General features: G+C 52.5%; 18 protein-coding genes. 14 read left to right on the top strand and 4 right to left on the bottom strand.

Features of this window, described 5'->3' with window-relative positions; translation table 11 throughout:
- Nucleotides 1–26 precede the first annotated feature (26 nt).
- Nucleotides 27–3,266: an Rne/Rng family ribonuclease gene (locus tag ACYVJG_RS01760; protein ID WP_460429491.1), complete on the bottom strand. Its 3,240-nt coding sequence runs from the start codon at nt 3,264–3,266 to the stop codon at nt 27–29.
- 534 nt (nt 3,267–3,800) lie between these two features.
- Between ACYVJG_RS01760 and rluC the strand changes: the two genes are divergently transcribed.
- From rluC to ACYVJG_RS01730, 6 genes are read left to right on the top strand one after another with little or no spacing between them, the layout of a single operon-like run.
- Entirely contained in the window at nt 3,801–4,736 is a 936-nt protein-coding gene (rluC, locus tag ACYVJG_RS01755; protein ID WP_460429490.1) for a 23S rRNA pseudouridine(955/2504/2580) synthase RluC, read from the top strand.
- The gene (locus tag ACYVJG_RS01750) at nt 4,733–5,419 is read left to right on the top strand and encodes an HAD family hydrolase (protein WP_460429489.1); all 687 of its coding nucleotides are present in this window, start codon (nt 4,733–4,735) and stop codon (nt 5,417–5,419) included. The genes rluC and ACYVJG_RS01750 overlap by 4 nt, the downstream gene beginning before the upstream one ends.
- Nucleotides 5,420–5,436: 17 nt before the next feature.
- Entirely contained in the window at nt 5,437–5,736 is a 300-nt protein-coding gene (locus ACYVJG_RS01745; RefSeq protein WP_460429488.1) for a Rieske (2Fe-2S) protein, read from the top strand.
- A complete protein-coding gene (locus tag ACYVJG_RS01740; protein ID WP_460429487.1) occupies nt 5,733–6,677 on the top strand; it encodes a S49 family peptidase in 945 nt (314 codons plus the stop codon). Before ACYVJG_RS01745 ends, ACYVJG_RS01740 begins: the two co-directional genes overlap by 4 nt.
- A gap of 22 nt (nt 6,678–6,699) precedes the next feature.
- Nucleotides 6,700–7,500: a flagellar motor protein MotD gene (gene motD / locus ACYVJG_RS01735; RefSeq protein WP_460429486.1), complete on the top strand. Its 801-nt coding sequence runs from the start codon at nt 6,700–6,702 to the stop codon at nt 7,498–7,500.
- A gap of 35 nt (nt 7,501–7,535) precedes the next feature.
- Nucleotides 7,536–8,696, top strand: a complete 1,161-nt coding sequence (locus tag ACYVJG_RS01730) for a quinone-dependent dihydroorotate dehydrogenase (RefSeq protein WP_460429485.1) — start codon at nt 7,536–7,538, stop codon at nt 8,694–8,696.
- Here ACYVJG_RS01730 and ACYVJG_RS01725 read toward each other — a convergent pair.
- From ACYVJG_RS01725 to fur, 3 genes are read right to left on the bottom strand one after another with little or no spacing between them, the layout of a single operon-like run.
- The gene (locus ACYVJG_RS01725) at nt 8,693–9,427 is read right to left on the bottom strand and encodes an arginyltransferase (protein ID WP_460429484.1); all 735 of its coding nucleotides are present in this window, start codon (nt 9,425–9,427) and stop codon (nt 8,693–8,695) included. The two genes, ACYVJG_RS01730 and ACYVJG_RS01725, sit on opposite strands and share 4 nt — an antisense overlap.
- Entirely contained in the window at nt 9,408–10,118 is a 711-nt protein-coding gene (aat, locus tag ACYVJG_RS01720) for a leucyl/phenylalanyl-tRNA--protein transferase (RefSeq protein ID WP_460429483.1), read from the bottom strand. The genes ACYVJG_RS01725 and aat overlap by 20 nt, the downstream gene beginning before the upstream one ends.
- Nucleotides 10,115–10,552, bottom strand: a complete 438-nt coding sequence (gene fur, locus ACYVJG_RS01715) for a ferric iron uptake transcriptional regulator (RefSeq protein ID WP_460429482.1) — start codon at nt 10,550–10,552, stop codon at nt 10,115–10,117. The genes aat and fur overlap by 4 nt, the downstream gene beginning before the upstream one ends.
- Nucleotides 10,553–10,653: 101 nt before the next feature.
- Here fur and ACYVJG_RS01710 point away from each other — a divergent pair, with 101 nt between their 5' ends.
- The 8 genes from ACYVJG_RS01710 to ACYVJG_RS01675 are packed head-to-tail and all read left to right on the top strand — an operon-like array spanning nt 10,654 to nt 18,068.
- Entirely contained in the window at nt 10,654–11,016 is a 363-nt protein-coding gene (locus ACYVJG_RS01710; protein ID WP_460429481.1) for an outer membrane protein assembly factor BamE, read from the top strand.
- Between the two features lie 31 nt (nt 11,017–11,047).
- Nucleotides 11,048–11,851 (top strand): 4-hydroxy-tetrahydrodipicolinate reductase, encoded by an 804-nt coding sequence (gene dapB, locus ACYVJG_RS01705; protein WP_460429480.1) that lies wholly within the window; start codon nt 11,048–11,050, stop codon nt 11,849–11,851.
- Between the two features lie 3 nt (nt 11,852–11,854).
- Nucleotides 11,855–12,799, top strand: coding sequence for a FecCD family ABC transporter permease (locus ACYVJG_RS01700; protein ID WP_460429479.1), 945 nt, complete (start codon nt 11,855–11,857; stop codon nt 12,797–12,799).
- Nucleotides 12,793–13,566 carry an ABC transporter ATP-binding protein gene (locus ACYVJG_RS01695; protein ID WP_460429478.1) on the top strand — a complete coding sequence of 258 codons (774 nt, stop codon included), beginning with the start codon at nt 12,793–12,795 and terminating at the stop codon, nt 13,564–13,566. Before ACYVJG_RS01700 ends, ACYVJG_RS01695 begins: the two co-directional genes overlap by 7 nt.
- Nucleotides 13,567–13,623: 57 nt before the next feature.
- The gene (locus ACYVJG_RS01690) at nt 13,624–14,352 is read left to right on the top strand and encodes a YebC/PmpR family DNA-binding transcriptional regulator (RefSeq protein ID WP_460429477.1); all 729 of its coding nucleotides are present in this window, start codon (nt 13,624–13,626) and stop codon (nt 14,350–14,352) included.
- A gap of 32 nt (nt 14,353–14,384) precedes the next feature.
- Nucleotides 14,385–15,701, top strand: a complete 1,317-nt coding sequence (pepP, locus tag ACYVJG_RS01685) for a Xaa-Pro aminopeptidase (RefSeq protein WP_460429476.1) — start codon at nt 14,385–14,387, stop codon at nt 15,699–15,701.
- Nucleotides 15,702–15,707: 6 nt separating this feature from the next.
- Nucleotides 15,708–16,895 (top strand): FAD-dependent monooxygenase, encoded by a 1,188-nt coding sequence (locus ACYVJG_RS01680; RefSeq protein WP_460429475.1) that lies wholly within the window; start codon nt 15,708–15,710, stop codon nt 16,893–16,895.
- A gap of 3 nt (nt 16,896–16,898) precedes the next feature.
- The gene (locus ACYVJG_RS01675) at nt 16,899–18,068 is read left to right on the top strand and encodes a UbiH/UbiF family hydroxylase (RefSeq protein WP_460429474.1); all 1,170 of its coding nucleotides are present in this window, start codon (nt 16,899–16,901) and stop codon (nt 18,066–18,068) included.
- The last annotated feature ends 2 nt before the right edge of the window (nt 18,069–18,070 follow it).

Here is an 18,070-nt window from a genome sequence, read left to right as displayed (position 1 = left end):
AACAAAAAGTTCATCCCCTTTTTCGCTTAGCCTTGCGTTTCGACTTGCACCAACGGTGTGGCAGTTGTCGCGGCAGCGTTTGGACGCGCCACATCGCGGCGGCGCACCACATTTACCGGTACAGGCTCAACCATCACCACAGCAGGCGCAACCGAGGTTTCCACTTGCTGCAAGGCAGCAGGCGCACTGGTAGAGGCAGGTGCCGTAAACCATTGTGCTCGAGCTGTACGCCAGCCAGCGGTGGGTGCTGGTGCTGGTGCTGGTGCTGGTGCTGGTGCTGGTGCTGGTGCTGGTGCTGGTGCAACAGGCTCCGGCATTGCCTCAACCGCCGCAACAGCTGCCACAGGTGTATTGACCGCTTCTGGGACAGTCATTGCTACAACTGTCTCAACCTCCACCACCGGCTGTGGTTCGCTGACCTCGGCGACCACTGATGCCACAGTTTCAATCACCGCAGGTGTCTCAATCACAACCGGCGTGACAATCTCTACCGGAGCCGGTGCGGGAACCGGTGCAGGCAGTGGCTGTTCCACCATTGGGGTAGATTCCACCACCACAGGGGCAGGCGCAACAACAACGGGAGTAGATTCAACTTGCGTTGCCACCGGTGTCGTTTCAATTTGCGCCATCACAGGAGCCGCTACCACAACCGCAGGCGGCGTAGGTTCGACAACCACGGCCGGCGCGGTTTCTACTACCGGCGGCGTTACCACAGGCTCAACCACGGCAACAGGGGCAGGGGCTTCCTCTACTGCTGGGGGTAAATCAGCCGTGGTGCTCATCACCGGTGCCGGTGCTGCAACAACTTCAGCCACAGGGGTAGGGACGGGCACGGGCACGACAACCGGAGCGGGTTCAACCACAGGCGCCACAACGGGTGTCGCGACCACCGGAGCAGGTGCAGGTGCTGCCGGCGCGGCTTCAACCACAGTCGGTGCCGCCACCACGTTAGTCGGCACAACGGGGGCTGTTGCTACCACCGGCGTTGCCGCAGATTCTTCAGCCGCCACCGCAGTTTGGTTTTGTGCATCGTCACGACGCTCACCACGGCGATTACGACGGCGACGGTTTGGCCGTTCGCGTGTTTCCTCAACCCGTTCTTCATGCTCTGGTGGCAAATCGGCAGTGGTCATGGCCATCATCGGCGCAGGGGCAGGTGTTGCCACCGCTTCAGGTGCGGTATTAGCAGCTTGAGCCGCTGGCGCAGGGTTAGGCTCACGACGAGGACGACGACGTTCGCGTGGCGCTTCCACCATCTCGGCCGCTTCTTGCTCGACTCGTGGCGCGCGACGGTCGGTTTGACGTGGCTCACGCGGTTCTTTGGTCTCTTGCGGCGTACGACTTTCGATGGCAGGAGAAGGTGGCCGACGACGTGATTCGCGCGTTGGTTCTTCTGCTACTGGCGCAGCTACGGGACGCTCTGGCCGTGGTGGGCGGGCAGCAGGCGCTGGACGACGAGGCTCTCGGCGGGGCGGCGGTTCGCGCTTCACCGGCTCGGCCACGGGGGGTGCAGCCACAACAGGAGTCGGTTCAGGCGTACCTTTGAACCATGCCACAATCCGATCAATCAAACCCATTGGCCGTGCAACAGGCGCAGGGGTGGGCGCAGGTGCGGGGGCGGGTGCAGCAGCTTGATCGCGGCTCGAGATCGGCGCAGGTTGGTCGGGGGTAATCCCTTGCACAGCGGCTTGTTGCCGCGCTGGTCGTTCACGTTCTTGTGTATAACTCGCAGCAAGCGAATCCATCGGTTTAGCCGCACGACGATAGCTCGGCAGATTTTCGTCTGCCTCATTCATTTCATCGTGACGAATACGAGAGATTTGGTAGTTAGGTGTTTCCAAGTGCATATTGGGGATCAACACCACACTGACACGCAAGCGTGCTTCAATCCCAAACAATTCTGCCCGTTTTTCATTTAATAAGAACGTCGCTACATCCACCGGCACTTGGGCATGAACCGCCAAGCTATGGTCTTTCATCGCTTCTTCTTGAATGATGCGCAGAATATGCAAGGCCGACGATTCTGTACCACGAATAAAACCGGTGCCATGACAACGCGGACATGGCATGTGGCTGGTCTCACCAAGGGAAGGTTGCAGACGTTGACGCGATAGTTCCAACAGGCCAAAACGGGATAATTTGCCCATTTGTACCCGCGCCCGATCGGTTTTCAGCGCATCTTTTAAGCGATTTTCGACTTCACGTTGGTTTTTTGGGTTGTCCATGTCGATAAAATCGATCACGATCAAACCACCCAAATCGCGCAAACGTAGCTGACGAGCAATCTCTTCTGCCGCTTCCAAGTTGGTATTTAGCGCCGTGGCTTCGATATCAGCGCCCTTTGTTGCACGGGCTGAGTTGACGTCCACCGACACCAAGGCCTCGGTATGGTCAATCACAATCGCACCACCAGAAGGCAAAGCGACTTGGCGCGAGTAGGCGGTTTCGATTTGGTGTTCGATTTGGAAACGCGAGAACAGCGGCACATCATCATGGTACAAGCGTACCCGTGCCACATTGCCCGGCATCACATGGCTCATAAATTGGCGTGCTTGTTCGTACACTTCTTCAGTGTCGATCAAAATTTCGCCAATATCAGGCTGGAAATAATCGCGAATGGCGCGGATCACCAAGCTGCCTTCCTGATAAATCAAGAAAGGTGCTGGCTGTGCACCCGCAGCGCCTTCAATCGCGCTCCACAGTTGCAAGAGATAGTTTAAATCCCACTGCAATTCTTCGAGCGAGCGACCAATGCCAGCGGTGCGAGCAATCAAACTCATGCCGCGTGGCGTCGAGAGCTGACTCATCAATTCGCGCAGTTCGTTACGCTCTTCGCCTTCAATGCGGCGCGATACCCCACCGCCACGCGGGTTATTTGGCATCAACACCAAATAACGACCGGCCAAGCTGATATACGTGGTCAGTGCAGCGCCTTTGTTACCGCGCTCGTCTTTTTCCACTTGAACAATCAGCTGCATGCCTTCGGACAACACATCCTGAATGCGTGCATCACGACCTGCATCTTGGGTATGGAAATAGGCGCGAGAGATTTCTTTAAACGGTAGAAAACCGTGGCGTTCAGAACCGTAATCGACAAAGCACGCTTCTAGCGAAGGCTCGATACGGGTAATGATTGCTTTATAAATGTTGCCTTTTTTTTGTTCTTTGCCGACGGTTTCAATATCTAAATCAACCAGTTTTTGTCCATCGACAATCGCCACTCGCAGTTCTTCTGCTTGGGTGGCGTTAAATAACATACGTTTCATCATGTGTTCCTTGCGCGACACACACGCAAGGACGCAGCGAGTATTTGACACGTTCTGTTTCCGTTCAGAACGATAGATCGATCAAAAGATTTTCAGTAACAGACAATAAAGAGCAGGATCGAGGGTAATTTAGCGAGCCGCCAGCCTTGTTCACAGTTTTTTTGGGCTATGGCGCAGGGCTTCAACGCGGGGACTATTCCTATGTTGGGTCAAACTTTGCTGCAATGCCCTTGTCGATTCAAGACAGGGGACGGAAATCTCGTGAGTGCGTGTCGCGTATAAATGCTTTACCATCGCTGCTTTTCGGTGAGCGAATACAACCGAGAACTGCCTAAACGATCACAATGAAGTTGGCAGGCCAAAGCATCAGGTCGATGAAACGGGAGGGAAAACCACTCTGTCATCGCCGGCTTTGTGTCGAGGTGTCGGCAGTTCTTGCATCATTGTGCATCACCCCAACCGCCAGATCGCGGTTTGCTTTTTTGCCGCGCCAACAGGGCAAAGGCAAGCGAAAGCCAACGAAGTATAAGCAAGATGACCCTCATAAGCAAAGACTCTGTCACATTGTTGACACTTGATGACAACGATGCCGGACAACGCATCGATAACTTTTTACTGCGCCACCTCAAAGGGGTGCCAAAAAGTCATGTCTATCGCATCCTCCGCAGCGGCGAAGTCCGCGTTAATAAAGGCCGGATTGATGCGAGTTATCGCCTTCAGGCCGGCGATATTGTCAGAATTCCGCCGGTGCGCGTGGCCGAACGCAGCCAAACTGGCCCTATCGCGCCAGCCCAACAATTTACCGTGGTCTTTGAGGATGACGCTTTATTGGTCATCAATAAGCCATCTGGTGTTGCTGTGCATGGCGGTTCAGGGGTGTCGTTTGGTGTGATTGAACAATTGCGTTCAGCCCGCCCTGAAAGCCGCTTTTTAGAGTTAATTCATCGCCTCGACCGTGAAACTTCGGGTTTGTTGATGATTGCGAAAAAGCGCAGTTGTTTGGTGAAAATGCACGAAGTGATGCGTGGCCCACGGATTGATAAACGCTATTTGGCGTTGGCCTGTGGTCAATGGCCCGCTAAGCTAAAAGATGTAACCTTACCGTTGCATAAGTATTTGCTGCCAGATGGTGAGCGGCGGGTGCAGGTACAGAGTGATGGCAAAGCCGCCCATACTCGTTTTCGCATTATGCAACCGTATGCCGATTTCACTTTGGTTGAAGCCCAGTTAAAAACCGGCCGAACCCATCAAATTCGGGTACACATGCAATCTTCTGGCTATCCGATAGCAGGGGATGATAAGTATGGTGATTTTTCTCTCAACAAACAGTTAGCCAAACAAGGCCTCAAGCGCATGTTCCTCCATGCCGCTCGCCTGCAGTTGAAACACCCGCTTACCGACGAGCCGTTAGTGCTAGAAGCGCCACTACCGGATGATTTAAGCCGTTTTTTAACCGAGTTACAGCCATGATTGCCTCTCAATTTCGCCTTGTAGTGTTCGATTGGGATGGAACCTTGATGGACTCCACCGCCCACATCACCCGTTCGATTCAACTCGCTTGTCAAGATTTAGGCTTGCCCATTCCCTCCCGTGAGCGCGCCAGCCACGTGATTGGGTTGGGATTGGTTGATGCACTACAACATGCTTGCCCCGAACTTAAACCAACACAGTACGCTGAGATGGTCGCAGCGTATCGCCATCATTATTTGGCACGCGATACCGAAGTGGCATTATTTGATGGCGTGGAAGCCGCTTTGGCGCATTACCAACAACAACCAGATATTTTTCTGGCGGTTGCCACAGGGAAAAGCCGGATGGGATTGGATCGCGTGTTAAATAGCACTGGCTTAGACCGCGTGTTTCATGCCACGCGGACGGTAGACGAATGCCAATCTAAACCTCATCCACAGATGTTGTTAGAGTTGATGGCTTATTTCGCGGTTGATGCAACAGAAACGGTGATGATTGGTGATACCACACATGATTTATTGATGGCCCAACACGCGAACACCCACGGTATTGGTATTGCCTCTGGTGCACATCCTGCCGATGCCCTACAACAGACACAGCCACTGGCTTGTTTTTCTTCTTTTGTTGAGTTTGACCAATGGCTACGCCCTCGGCTCAGTGGCTCTGCAGCAGCGACAATCTAAGCGAGGGTGGGCTTGGCATGCGCTTTGAAGTCGCAGGACAAGCTGCTTTTGCCATTCGCTATCAAGGCCATGTGTATGCCTACTTAAATCAGTGTCGGCATATTCCGGTTGAAATGGATTATCGTGATGGTGATTTTTTTGATTTATCAAAACACTATCTTATCTGTGCGCTACATGGTGCGACTTATCAACCAGACACCGGATTATGTGTGCGAGGGCCATGCCGTGGCAGCCGGTTACACTCGGTCAAGGTTGAAGAACGTGATGGGCAAGTCTATCTGGTACCGCCCGCTTGCAATGGAGAGAATTCGCGATGAATGACCCAAATTGGGAACGCAGTGTATTAGAACGGGTGGCGCTGGCTGCCGTTACCGAACAACGCCGTGCCCGTCGGTGGCAAATTTTCTTTCGTTTTGTGTGGCTAAGTTTGATTGCTGTGCTGGTATTTAGCAGTCTATTTGGTACCAAACCAGAACACCTCGCCAGCAGCATCAACGGCCACACGGCACTGATTCGTTTGGAAGGCGCCATTTCCAGCGAAAACCAAACCGCCGATTATCTGATTGAAGGGCTCGACAGCGCCTATCAAGACAGCAACACCAAAGGCATTATCATCCAAGCCAATAGTCCGGGCGGCAGTCCAGTGTTGTCAGGCCGTGTCTTTGATGAAATCCGCCGCCAGCGACAAAAACACCCCGAGATTCCAGTGCATGTGGTAGTTGAGGAAGTCTGTGCTTCGGGGTGTTATTACATTGCCAGTGCTGCTGATAAAATTTTCGTTGATAAAGCCAGCATTATCGGTTCGATCGGGGTGTTGTCCGATGGCTTTGGCTTTACTGAAGCCATGGCGAAATTAGGCGTGGAACGTCGCTTGCAAACCGCCGGCAACAACAAAGCCTTGGGTGATCCGTTTTCCCCAAGCAAAGAGAGCGATCAACAATGGCGGCAACAACTGTTAAATGGCATTCACAACCAGTTTATTCAGGCGGTGAAACAAGGTCGCGGCCAGCGTTTACGCAACGACCCTGATTTATTCAGTGGTCTGGTGTGGTTGGGTGAACAAAGTATTCCGCTTGGATTGGCAGACGGCTATGGCAGTGTACAATCGGTGGCCCGAGAGGTGATTAAAGCGGAAGAAGTGGTCGATTTTTCGCCTCGTGGTGATTTGGCGGATCGCTTTGCGAAGCGCTTTGGTGTTGAGTTTAGCAGTGGTGTGCACAGCTATCTAAATCAGCTATTCAGCCCACAATTGCGTTAATCGTTGCTTGAGGAGATCCAACATGGCCCGCCGTCGTCAAAACACGGAAGAACACGAAAACCTAGAACGTTGGATGGTGTCGTATGCCGACTTTGTTACCTTGTTATTTGCGTTCTTTGTGGTGATGTATGCCATCTCCTCGGTCAACGAAGGCAAATACAAAGAACTGTCAGCGGCGGTGATTTCAGCGTTTCGTGATGGTTCGATTACACCAACGGTGTTGCAACAAACGGGTCAGGCGGCTAACTCGATGGTGGCAATTGAAGACCCGAAAACCATCGCTGAGCATGTCAAAAGCAACACGGAAATCGAACGCCAAGAGCGTATTGCACGGCTAAACCGTGCGCTGTTGGCGGCACTCGACCCCTTGGTCAAAACAGGCCAAGTGAAAGTCACTCAAGATAAGTTTTCAATCGCGGTGGAAATCAACGACAGCGCGCTGTTTGAATCGGGCCGCGCGCTGCCACGCGGCATGTCGGCGGATATTTTAGGGCAAGTCGGGCAAATTCTTGCGAATGACGATCATCCCGTACGGGTCGAAGGGTTTTCCGACAATATTCCCATCAGCACTGCCCTCTATCCTTCGAATTGGGAGCTTTCAGCGGCTCGCGCCGGCAGTATTGTGCGACTGTTCCAAGAAAGTGGTGTCCCCCCTGCCCGTTTAGTGGCAATTGGCCGCGCTGAAACACGACCGATTTCCGACAATCACACCGCAGAAGGCCGCGCCAAAAACCGCCGTGTCGCTATCAGTATTCTGCTCGACCGCCGCAATGACAGCTCGGTGCCCATTGATGCCCTTAGCAGCGTTGACCGCAGCGAATAACCTCTTTTCTTTTTTTTGATTGTATTGCAATGAGCATGCTTTATTCTTTGCTGCGTCCCTTGCTGTTTCGTTTAGATCCTGAGCAAGCGCATGAAGTCAGCCTCAATGGGCTGCGCGTCTGTAATAACTATGGCCTTGATACTCTCTTTGGCTCGCGTCCGGCACCGCTGCCGATTGAAGTGATGGGGATGACCTTTCCTAATCCAGTGGGGATTGGCGCGGGTTTGGATAAAAATGGTGAGTATATTGATGCCTTGGCCGGCCTTGGTTTTGGCTTTATCGAAGTCGGTACGGTTACCCCTAAACCACAGGCAGGTAACGATAAACCGCGTCTATTCCGCTTTCCGGGGGCAGATGCCATCATTAACCGAATGGGATTTAATAATCACGGTGTGGATGCGCTGCTGGAAAACCTGAAAAAGACCCGCTATCGCGGTATTTTAGGGATTAACATCGGTAAAAATGCCACCACACCGATTGAATCAGCGGTGGACGACTACCTGATTTGCATGAATAAGGTATATCCTTACGCAAGTTATATCACCATCAATATCTCTTCACCGAATACCAAAGGTCTGCGCGATCTGCAAAATGAAGCAGCCTTATCGGTGTTGCTGTCTCAGCTCAAAATGCGTCAGTTAGAGTTGGCCGATCAGACGGGCCGTTATGTGCCGTTGGTCGTAAAAATTGCCCCCGATTTGACCACCGAGGCAATTGCAGGGATAGCGAAATTATTTATTGAACATCGGATTGATGGTGTGATTGCCACCAATACCACCTTATCTCGTGATGGTTTAATGCACCTGCCGGGGGCAGAACAGCAAGGCGGGATGAGTGGGGCGCCGCTGAATAGCAAATCGACACTGGTGATTCGCGAGTTGGCGTTACAACTCGAAGGTGCGGTGCCGATTATCGGGGTCGGAGGCATTACTCGCGGCGGAGATGCGTGGGAAAAAATTGATGCCGGTGCCAGCTTGGTGCAAATCTACAGTGGTTTGATTTTCCGTGGCCCAGTGTTGGTTAGCGAATGTGTCGAAGCTGCCCGCCCCTTCTTGGCTGAATTAGAAGCCAAACGGCAAAAACAGCGTGCGATGTGGCAACAGGCCCGCGCCGAAGCCGAAGCGGCAAAAGCAGCAGCAGAAGCACAGGCGGCTAACGCGGCCACAACCGACAGCCAACCTCCCGCAACGGCTTAAATCGATCCCTCTAGCCGTTGCCAACGGCCTTGACTGAGGCGCTCTAATGGCTGGAAGTTGGTTTTATAAGCCATCTTCCGGCACTCTTTCACCCAATACCCTAGATAGAGATAGGGTAAGCGCAGGCGGCGGCAGAGTTCGATTTGCCACAGTACGTTGTACGTGCCAAAACTTGCATTTGTCGGCTGGGGATCGAAAAAGGTATAGACCGCTGACAAGCCATCATCTAGGCGATCAATCAAACTGACCATACGCAAGGTTTGGTCTGGCTCACGAAACGTCGCTAACCAGCTCTCCATCGTGCTTTTGAGAATAAAATCGCTATATTGTTGGCGATCGTCTTCTGCCATGCTGCCGCCATCATGCCGTGCCTGTTGGTAGCGGTTGTAGAGCTGATAATGTTCTTCATCAAAATGCAGATTGTGCAGTTGGGCCTGTAGCGGCTGATGCCGGCGCCACAATTTGCGCTGGGTACGACTGGGTTCAAATTCTGCCACCGGCACCCGCACCGAGATACATTTCACACAGTCATCACAATAGGGCCGATAAATAAAATAGCCACTGCGGCGAAAACCACTGCGTACCAGTTGGCTATAGGTGTGGACATCCATACCATCGCTGGGCACCGCCACTTGTGAACGTGCTAGATGGTCGTCCAGATAGCTACACGGATAGGGTGCAGTCGAATAAAAATGTAGGCTGGTTAAGCGATCAGGGGCACGATGGGTCATGAGCGAATTCCTTTTCCCACAGGCCAGCAGGCGCTTCCTGTTGTGTGGCAGTCGCAAGATGTTGCAAAAAACTTGCCCGAGGGATTAAACGCCCCCCCATACGGGCTAAATGTGGGGTGTAGATTTGACAATCTATCAACAAAAAACCGGCTTGTTGCAAATGCTCAGCCAGACACACTAATGCTAGCTTAGATGCGTCTGGTCGCAATGAAAACATCGATTCTCCGTAAAACATGCGCCCGATTGCCACCCCATACAGGCCACCAACGCGTTCACCCTCCATCCATGTTTCTACCGAATGGGCATACCCAAGGCGATGCAACTCGGTATAAGTCGCGATCATCTGCGGTGTAATCCAAGTGCCATCTTGTCCCGGGCGTGGCATCGCTGCACAAGCGCGCATCACTGCCGGAAAGTCAGTGTCAAACGTCACCCGCCACGGCCGGTTACGGCGTACCTTGACCAAGGCACGAGACAGATGCAGTTCATCGGTATACAGCACCATTCTTGGATCGGGAGACCACCAAAGAATTGGTTCACCGGCAGAGTACCAAGGAAAAATGCCTTGCTGATAAGCGCGTAGCAAAGTCGTAGGCGACAGCGCCCCTCCCGCCGCCAACAAACCATTTGGCTGTGTTAGGGCCCGTTCGGGCGAAGGGAAGGGCGCTTCAGGCGACAAAAACGGAATCATGTCGCGTTGTGTTGCAAGTGCTCACAGTCGGTCTTGGTACATTCTGCATACAGATACATGGCATGTTCTTGAATGCGGAAGCCATGTTTAGCGGCCACTTTATCTTGTAAAGCTTCAATCTCCGCGTCAAAGAACTCAACGACACGGCCACATTGCACACAAACCAGATGATCGTGATGATGGCCTTGATTGAGCTCATACACCGCTTTACCGGTCTCAAAATGATGTCGAGTTAAGATGCCAGCTTGTTCAAACTGGGTCAGCACTCGATACACCGTGGCCAAACCAACGTCGATATTTTCTAGCAGTAACTGACGATAGACATCTTCTGCCGACATATGACGCAGTTCAGAGGTTTCAAAAAGGTTTAAAATTTTGAGCCGAGGGCCGGTTGCTTTTAAACCAATGTCTTTAAGATGATGTGCTGGGTTCATAACGAGTGTGTCGCAAAGTCAAATCATTCGGTTATGATACAGCCCTTCACCGCCAGTTGCCTAATCACAGGCAGGCGCCCATGCTGTTGCACAGGACTGTCATGCGAATTTTACTTTCTGTTTGCCTTGCCGCTGTACTTGGCGGCTGCAGTATCTCTCAGCTACCCACTTGGTTATCACCACATGCCATCGATATCCAACAGGGTAATGCCATCACGCAAGACCAAGTTGATAAACTGCGTCCCGGTATGACGCGACAACAGGTACAAGCGATTGTCGGCACACCGTTGTTAAAAGATATGTTCCATGCCAATCGTTGGGACTACACCTATCAGCACTATCGTAAACATCAGCTGATTGGCAAGGCCCACCTGACGTTGTACTTCAAAGGTGAAGTCTTGGAACGAATCGAAGGGCAAGCTTTGCCTGATAGCACACGTCAAGACACAACCCCTCAGTCGTAATTTTTCTTTTTAAGCTGTGAGAAAATTGTTTATGCAACGTCGTATTGTGATTGCAGGTAGCAGTGGCCGCATGGGACGGACCCTGATTGAAGCGGTATTTAGCCACCCCGACGCGGTGTTACATGGTGCGCTAGAGCGCTGTGGTAGCGAGTTTATCGGTCACGATGCCGGGATGTTGGTTGGTCAACCTTGCGGTGTGTTGATTTCTGATGATGTCGACGCTGTGTTAGCTGGGGCAGATGTCCTGATCGACTTTACCCGTCCCGAAGCCAGTTTGACCTATCTGGCAGCGTGTCAGCGTCATCAGGTTCAGCTTATTTTAGGCACGACTGGGTTTGATGATGCCGGTAAAGCCGCTATTCGTGCTGCTGCCGAACAGATTGGAATTGTCTTTGCACCGAACTTCTCGGTTGGGGTCAATCTGACTTTCAAATTATTGGAAATGGCAGCCAAGGTATTAAACGATGGCTACGATATTGAAATCATCGAAGCCCATCACCGCCACAAAGTCGATGCCCCGTCGGGTACTGCATTGCGAATGGGCGAGGTGATTGCCGATACCTTAGGCCGCGATTTGAAAACGTGTGCGGTGTATGGCCGTGAAGGGGTAACGGGTGAACGTGATCCAAATACCATCGGCTTTGCCACTGTGCGCGCTGGTGATGTGGTCGGCGACCACACCGCGTTGTTTGCCACTGTTGGCGAGCGCGTGGAAATCACTCATAAAGCCTCTAGCCGCATGACTTTTGCCAGTGGTGCTGTCCGTGCCGCGCAATGGTTGGCAGATAAACCCCACGGTTTATTTGATATGCAGGATGTGTTGGGTTTGCGCTGATTGTTGGCTTTATCACGCGGTAGGCGTTTTGCCATCGGCTTATTGTTGTTATTGAGCATCAACAGCGCCTACCTCTTGCTTATCCATACCGACGCACTGCCACAGCAAGCCATCACCGACATTGTGTGGCAGCTACGTTTACCACGTTTGCTGACTGCGATCAGTGTCGGGGCGATCTTGGCGGTGTGTGGCACAGCCATGCAAGCCCAATTTCGTAACCCACTGGCCGACCCGGGGTTGGTGGGAGTTGCAGGTGGGGCGGGTTTAGGTGCGGCCTTTGCAATTGCCCTACATAGTCCAGCGGCCGTGGTTGCCATCGCTGCTTTTGCTGGTGCGCTCGGTGCCAATGTGTTGGCTCAGTTTCTCAACCAACAACAGCAACCGCAGTCTCTTCTCTTAGCCGGTGTCGCTATCAATGCCCTAAGCGGTGCAATTTTAGCGGTGTTGTTTAGTCTGGTTTCCGATCCGGTGTTACGCAGTATCCAATTCTGGTTGTTAGGCAGTTTTGCCTATACCTCACTCCCCCAAGCCATCATGCTATGGGGTATCAGTGTCGCGGTGTGTGGGTATTTTTTACGCCGCGCTACGGCGCTGAATGTATTGCTATTGGGCTCGGCACAAGCCTACGCCCTCGGCTTGGATGTTAAACGAGAACAACAGTCCCTTAATTTGGTGGTGGCTTGCGGTGTGGGAGGGGCGGTTGCAATGACAGGGATGGTAGGTTTTATCGGCCTGATGGTGCCCCATATCCTCCGCCGCTGTGGAATCGGACATCACCGCCAGTTGATTCCGCTGGCTGCCCTCGCGGGTGGAAGCCTTGCCTTAGCCGCTGACACAGTGGCGCAATACTGTGCACCTCCGTTGGATTTGCCCGTTGGCGCGATGACCAGCCTCGCAGGTGCGCCATTCTTTCTTTACTTGCTACGCCAACAACAACGACCATGTTAAGTTGCCATGCTTTGAGTCTCGATCAACGTTTACATGATATTGACGGGGAATGGCACACTGGCCAAGTGACCGCCATTTTGGGGCGCAATGGGGCGGGTAAATCGAGTTTATTACACCTGCTTGCTGGGGTGTTGACGCCCTCGCGTGGCCGTGTGACGTTGCGTCAACGCCCCCTCAACGCCTATTCCCCTGCAACACTGGCACAACACCGCGCGCTGATGTTGCAAGACGCCACCCCCATTCTTGGTTTAACAGTGACAGAAGTATTGGAAACAGCCACTTTTGCCAAACACCGCCCACCCACACCACAACAAATCGAACGTGTATTAACCGAATTAGACTTATACCCTCACCGACAACGTCCACATCAACATCTGTCAGGAGGGGAACGCGCTAAGGTTGCATTCGCTCATGCGGTGTTACAGCTGCGCTGTTCGGATGCAACACCGCGTTATTTGTTGTTAGATGAACCCTGCGCCGCCCTCGATTTGGCCGCACAAGAACAGTTGTTACAGTATTGTCAGCAGCTCGCCCAACAAGAACAAATTGGGGTGGTGATGGTGTTACACGATCTCAATCAAGCCATGCGTTATGCGGATGCGGTAGGGGTATTACAAAATGGCCGCTTAGTCGCCTATGGTCCACCACAGCGTTGTTTAACCGCCTCGCAAATTCATGCTATTTGGCAACAAGAGGTGGTGTTACTGCCTCATCCCCAACCACCGCACCGGCCGATTATCGTGCCCACACAGACGCTTTCAGCCTAAAAAAGGCGCTGTGCTAAAATGGCTGCCGTATCGTATTCCTAATCATTTGAGGACAACATGGCAGGTCATTCTAAGTGGGCCAATATCCAACACCGCAAAGGCCGTCAGGATGCAAAACGCGGACAAATTTTCACCCGTTTGATTAAAGAGATTACCGTTGCCGCCAAAATGGGCGGGGGTGATGCAGCCATCAATCCCCGCTTGCGTTTGGCTGTCGATAAAGCACTCGACGCCAATATGCCAAAGGACAATATCCAACGGGCAATTGATCGTGGTACCGGCAATTTAGAAGGGGTGAACTACGAAGAAATGCGCTACGAAGGCTATGGCATTGGTGGCGCAGCGGTGATGGTGGATTGTCTGACCGACAACAAAACCCGTACCGTAGCCGATGTGCGCCATGCGTTTAGCAAACATGGTGGCAATCTTGGCACCGATGGCTGTGTCGCCTTCCAGTTTACCCATTGTGGTTACCTTATCTTTGCCCCCGGCATCAACGAAGACGCGCTGATGGAAGCCGCGTTAGAAGCCGGTGCCGATGATGTAATTAACCATGAAGATGGTTCGTTAGAGGTTATCACGCCACCGTATGACTTTGTCAATATCCGTGAGACGTTAGAAAAGGCTGGCTTTAAAGCTGAAATGGGCGAAGTTACCATGCGGGCACAGAATGACACAGTGTTAGAAGGTGATGATGCTGTCAAAATGCAGAAACTTTTAGATGCGTTAGAAAGTCTGGATGATGTGCAAGAGGTTTATACCTCTGCCGTGTTTGACCAAGCCTAATTGTCGATTGAATTAAACAAGAAAGAAATACCATGTCTATCGCCCATCCTGCCTCGGTTTATCTTCATCGCCGACAACATCTCTTGCAGCAGGTGGGCGATGGTGTGGTGGTGTTGGCCACAGCGCCAGAGCGCCAGCGCAATGCCGATGCCCACTACCCCTATCGCTTTGATAGCAATTTTTACTATCTCACCGGTTTTACCGAACCCGAGGCGGTGGTGGTACTGGATGGCCGTACCGGTAAAAGCATTTTGTTTTGTCGCAGCAAACACGAAGAACGTGAAATTTGGGATGGTTTCCGCTATGGCCCTGCGGCAGCGGCGGAAGAATTTGCCTTTGACGAAGCACACCCCATTGAAGAATTAGCCAACCAGATGCCCACCTATCTGGCAGACCGACCAGCGATTTACTACCCATTAGGTCAATGTGCCAGTTTTGACCGGCAAGTGTTAGATTGGTTAGACCAAGTCCGTAGCAAAGCACGTTTAGGCATTCAAGCCCCATCGCAGCTGCATGACTTACAGCCTTTATTGGCAGAAATGCGTTTGTTTAAGGATGAGCACGAACGCACCTTACTGCGCCAAGCCGCTCGTATTTCAGCCCAAGCCCACCGCCTTGCGATGCAAGCCAGTCGCCCCGGTCGCTACGAATATGAAATCGAAGCAGTGTTACTGCATCATTTTGTTGCCAGTGGTGCACGTGCACCAGCGTATGAATCCATCGTTGCCAGCGGTAAAAATGCCTGCGTTTTGCACTATGTCAGCAACCGTGACCGCTTGCGCGATGGTGAGTTGTTGTTAATTGATGCGGGGTGTGAATACCACGGTTACGCTGGTGATATTACGCGAACATTCCCGATCAATGGCCGGTTCACCCCAGCTCAACGGGCGGTGTACGATATTGTGTTGGCTAGCCAACAAGCAGCGATTGCCGCCTGTCAGGTCGGTGCAAGTTGGGACACCCCAGCCAATGCGGCTCTCACCATTTTGGTACAAGGCTTGATCGATTTAGGCTTATTACAAGGCAGCGTTGACGGCAATATCGAAAACGAAAGTTATAAACGGTTTTACATGCACCGCATTGGCCATTGGCTGGGCCTAGATGTCCATGATGTCGGGGCCTATAAGCAACAAGGTGTGTGGCGTCCGCTACAAGCAGGGATGGTAACCACCATCGAACCCGGCTTATATATTCGCGCTGGTGACGGTGTACCGACTGAATTCGCCAATATCGGCATCCGTATTGAAGACGATGTGTTAATCACCGAACAGGGACATGAAGTATTGACTGCGGAAGTCCCGACTGATCCGGTGGTGATTGAGACATTGATGGCAACCACGAAGGGATAACCCATCATGCAAAATACCAGCCATGATTTTGATGCCATCATTGTCGGCGCCGGCCCCGTGGGGACGGTCATTGCCCTACAACTGGCAAAACAAGGCCGGCGGGTCGCCGTTGTTGAAGCTCGCGCCAGCCGTGTCAAAACCGACAGCACGACACAAGATCCTCGGATTCTAGCGCTTTCACGTTTGAGTGTCGATTTACTACAACAAGCCGGTGTCACCCTTCCAGTCAAGCAACTGACTGCGATTCAACAAGTCCATGTCAGCCAAGCCGGTGCCTTTGGCCGCACTTTACTCAGTGGGGCCGATATTGGTGTGACTGACTTGGGCTATACCATGGCCTATCACGATCTCGACCAAGCGGTGGGACACGCACTTAACCAAGCGCCCATCCATTTGTTTCAAGGGTGGCGTGGGGAAAAAATCGGTAATCTTGCTGCGTATGCCAGCTTAACCATTCGTCACCCTGAACAGGGTCAACAACTGTTGACCAGTAAATTATTGATCGCAGCCGAGGGCGGCAGCGTCTTACAGCAACTTCCCAGTTTGCATCATCATGTTCATGACTATGAACAATCGGCCCTATTGTGCCGTTTAGCCCTCGCTGAGGGTTATCAACACCAACACATTGCCTATGAACGCTTTGCCGAAGGTGGGCCTTTTGCCTTGTTGCCGGTGGGGTCGGAGATGATGTTAGTGTGGACACGCCGCCATGCCGCTGCGGAAGCCTTGCTTAACAGCACCCCAGCTGAGTTTCTTGATGCGCTGCATCAAATTTGTGGTCATAAGCTGCGTTTTGCTGCCTGTGTCAGCCCACCGCAGGCCATTCCTCTGCGCTTAAAATTAGCGAACAAACTGCATGCCGGACGAGTGGTGTTAGTGGGAAATGCAGCACAAACCTTACACCCAGTGGCAGCACAAGGCTTGAACCTCGGCTTGCGTGATGCAGATACTTTATTACCTTTATTGGCACATGCTCGCGATATTGGTGCACCGGCATTGCTGCATCGCTACCAACGCCAACGTCAACGTGACCGCCTAACGATTACTGCGTTTACTCACAGTCTAATCGGTCTGTTCGATCATCACGATCCTATCAGCCGTCTAGGGCGTGGCATTGCGCTTTCTGCTTTGGACATGCTGACTCCACTACGACAGCGATTTACACATAAATTAGTCTTTGGCTTGGAGTATTGAGCGATGAATACAGCCCATTATGATGTAGTAATTCTGGGTGGCGGGTTGGTCGGTGCAAGCTTGGCGTTAGCGTTATCGCGCAAAGGATTACACGTCGCCGTGATTGAGCCGCATCCTCCAAGCGAACGCCAGATTACACTCGATGATGACACCGAATGGGATGCGCGGATTTACGCTATCAGCCCAGCCAATCGCCAATGGTTAGAACAAATAGGGGCTTGGCCACAGGAACACCGAGTGGGGAATGTGCACGCCATGCAGGTAAAAGGCGATCACGGTGGCGAAATTATGTTCGATGCCCACGACGCTAAACAAAAACGGTTGGCATCGATTGTCGAAAACCGTTGGTTGTTGCACAGTATTTGGCAGCAGTTGTTGGTATCTGAGGTTTCGCTTTACACCCCTGCTCAAGTCAGTGCCTTTGTCCGCGAACCAGATCGCGTGTTGCTTACCCTGCAGGACGGTAGCCAGCTAGAAGCAGCTTTGCTGGTTGGATGTGATGGTGCCAATTCATGGGTTCGTGAACAAATTGGCATCAAGGCCAAAATCAAACCCTATGGTCAATCCGGCGTCGTGGCAAATTTCCATTGTCAATACTTACATGGTGATATTGCCCGTCAATGGTTTGTCGGTGACAGCATTTTGGCGTGGTTGCCATTGCCACAACAACGCATTTCGATAGTTTGGTCACATGCCAACCCCGACAGCTTGCTGTCATTATCCCCCGAAGCATTAGCCGAAAAAGTTGCCGCCGCAGGCCAACATGCCCTCGGGCATTTCACCACCCTCACCCCCGCACAAGCCTTCCCTCTGCGGTTAATTCAACCCGAACACATGATTAGCCAACGGGTAGTACTCGCTGGCGATGCCGCCCACACGGTGCATCCGCTCGCCGGACAAGGCGTCAACCTAGGGTTTGGTGATGCTCGCGAATTAGAACGCTTATTGGGCAATGCCAAGGGCAGCGATGTAGGTGAATGGCTGTTATTGCGGCGCTATGAACGTGCCCGCCGTGAAGCCGTGCTGGCAATGCAACTTGGATGTGATGCACTGCATCAGTTGTTCCATACCCAACTACCGTTATCGCGTTGGGTACGCAACACCGGACTCAACCTCACCAACCATATCGGCCCAGTCAAACGCCAGTTGGCACGTTACGCCATCGGCTTTTAAGG

The organism is Aquaspirillum soli (assembly GCF_054781915.1).
Note: the sequence above shows the minus strand (reverse complement) of the source record. Positions and strands in the feature narration are given on the sequence as shown.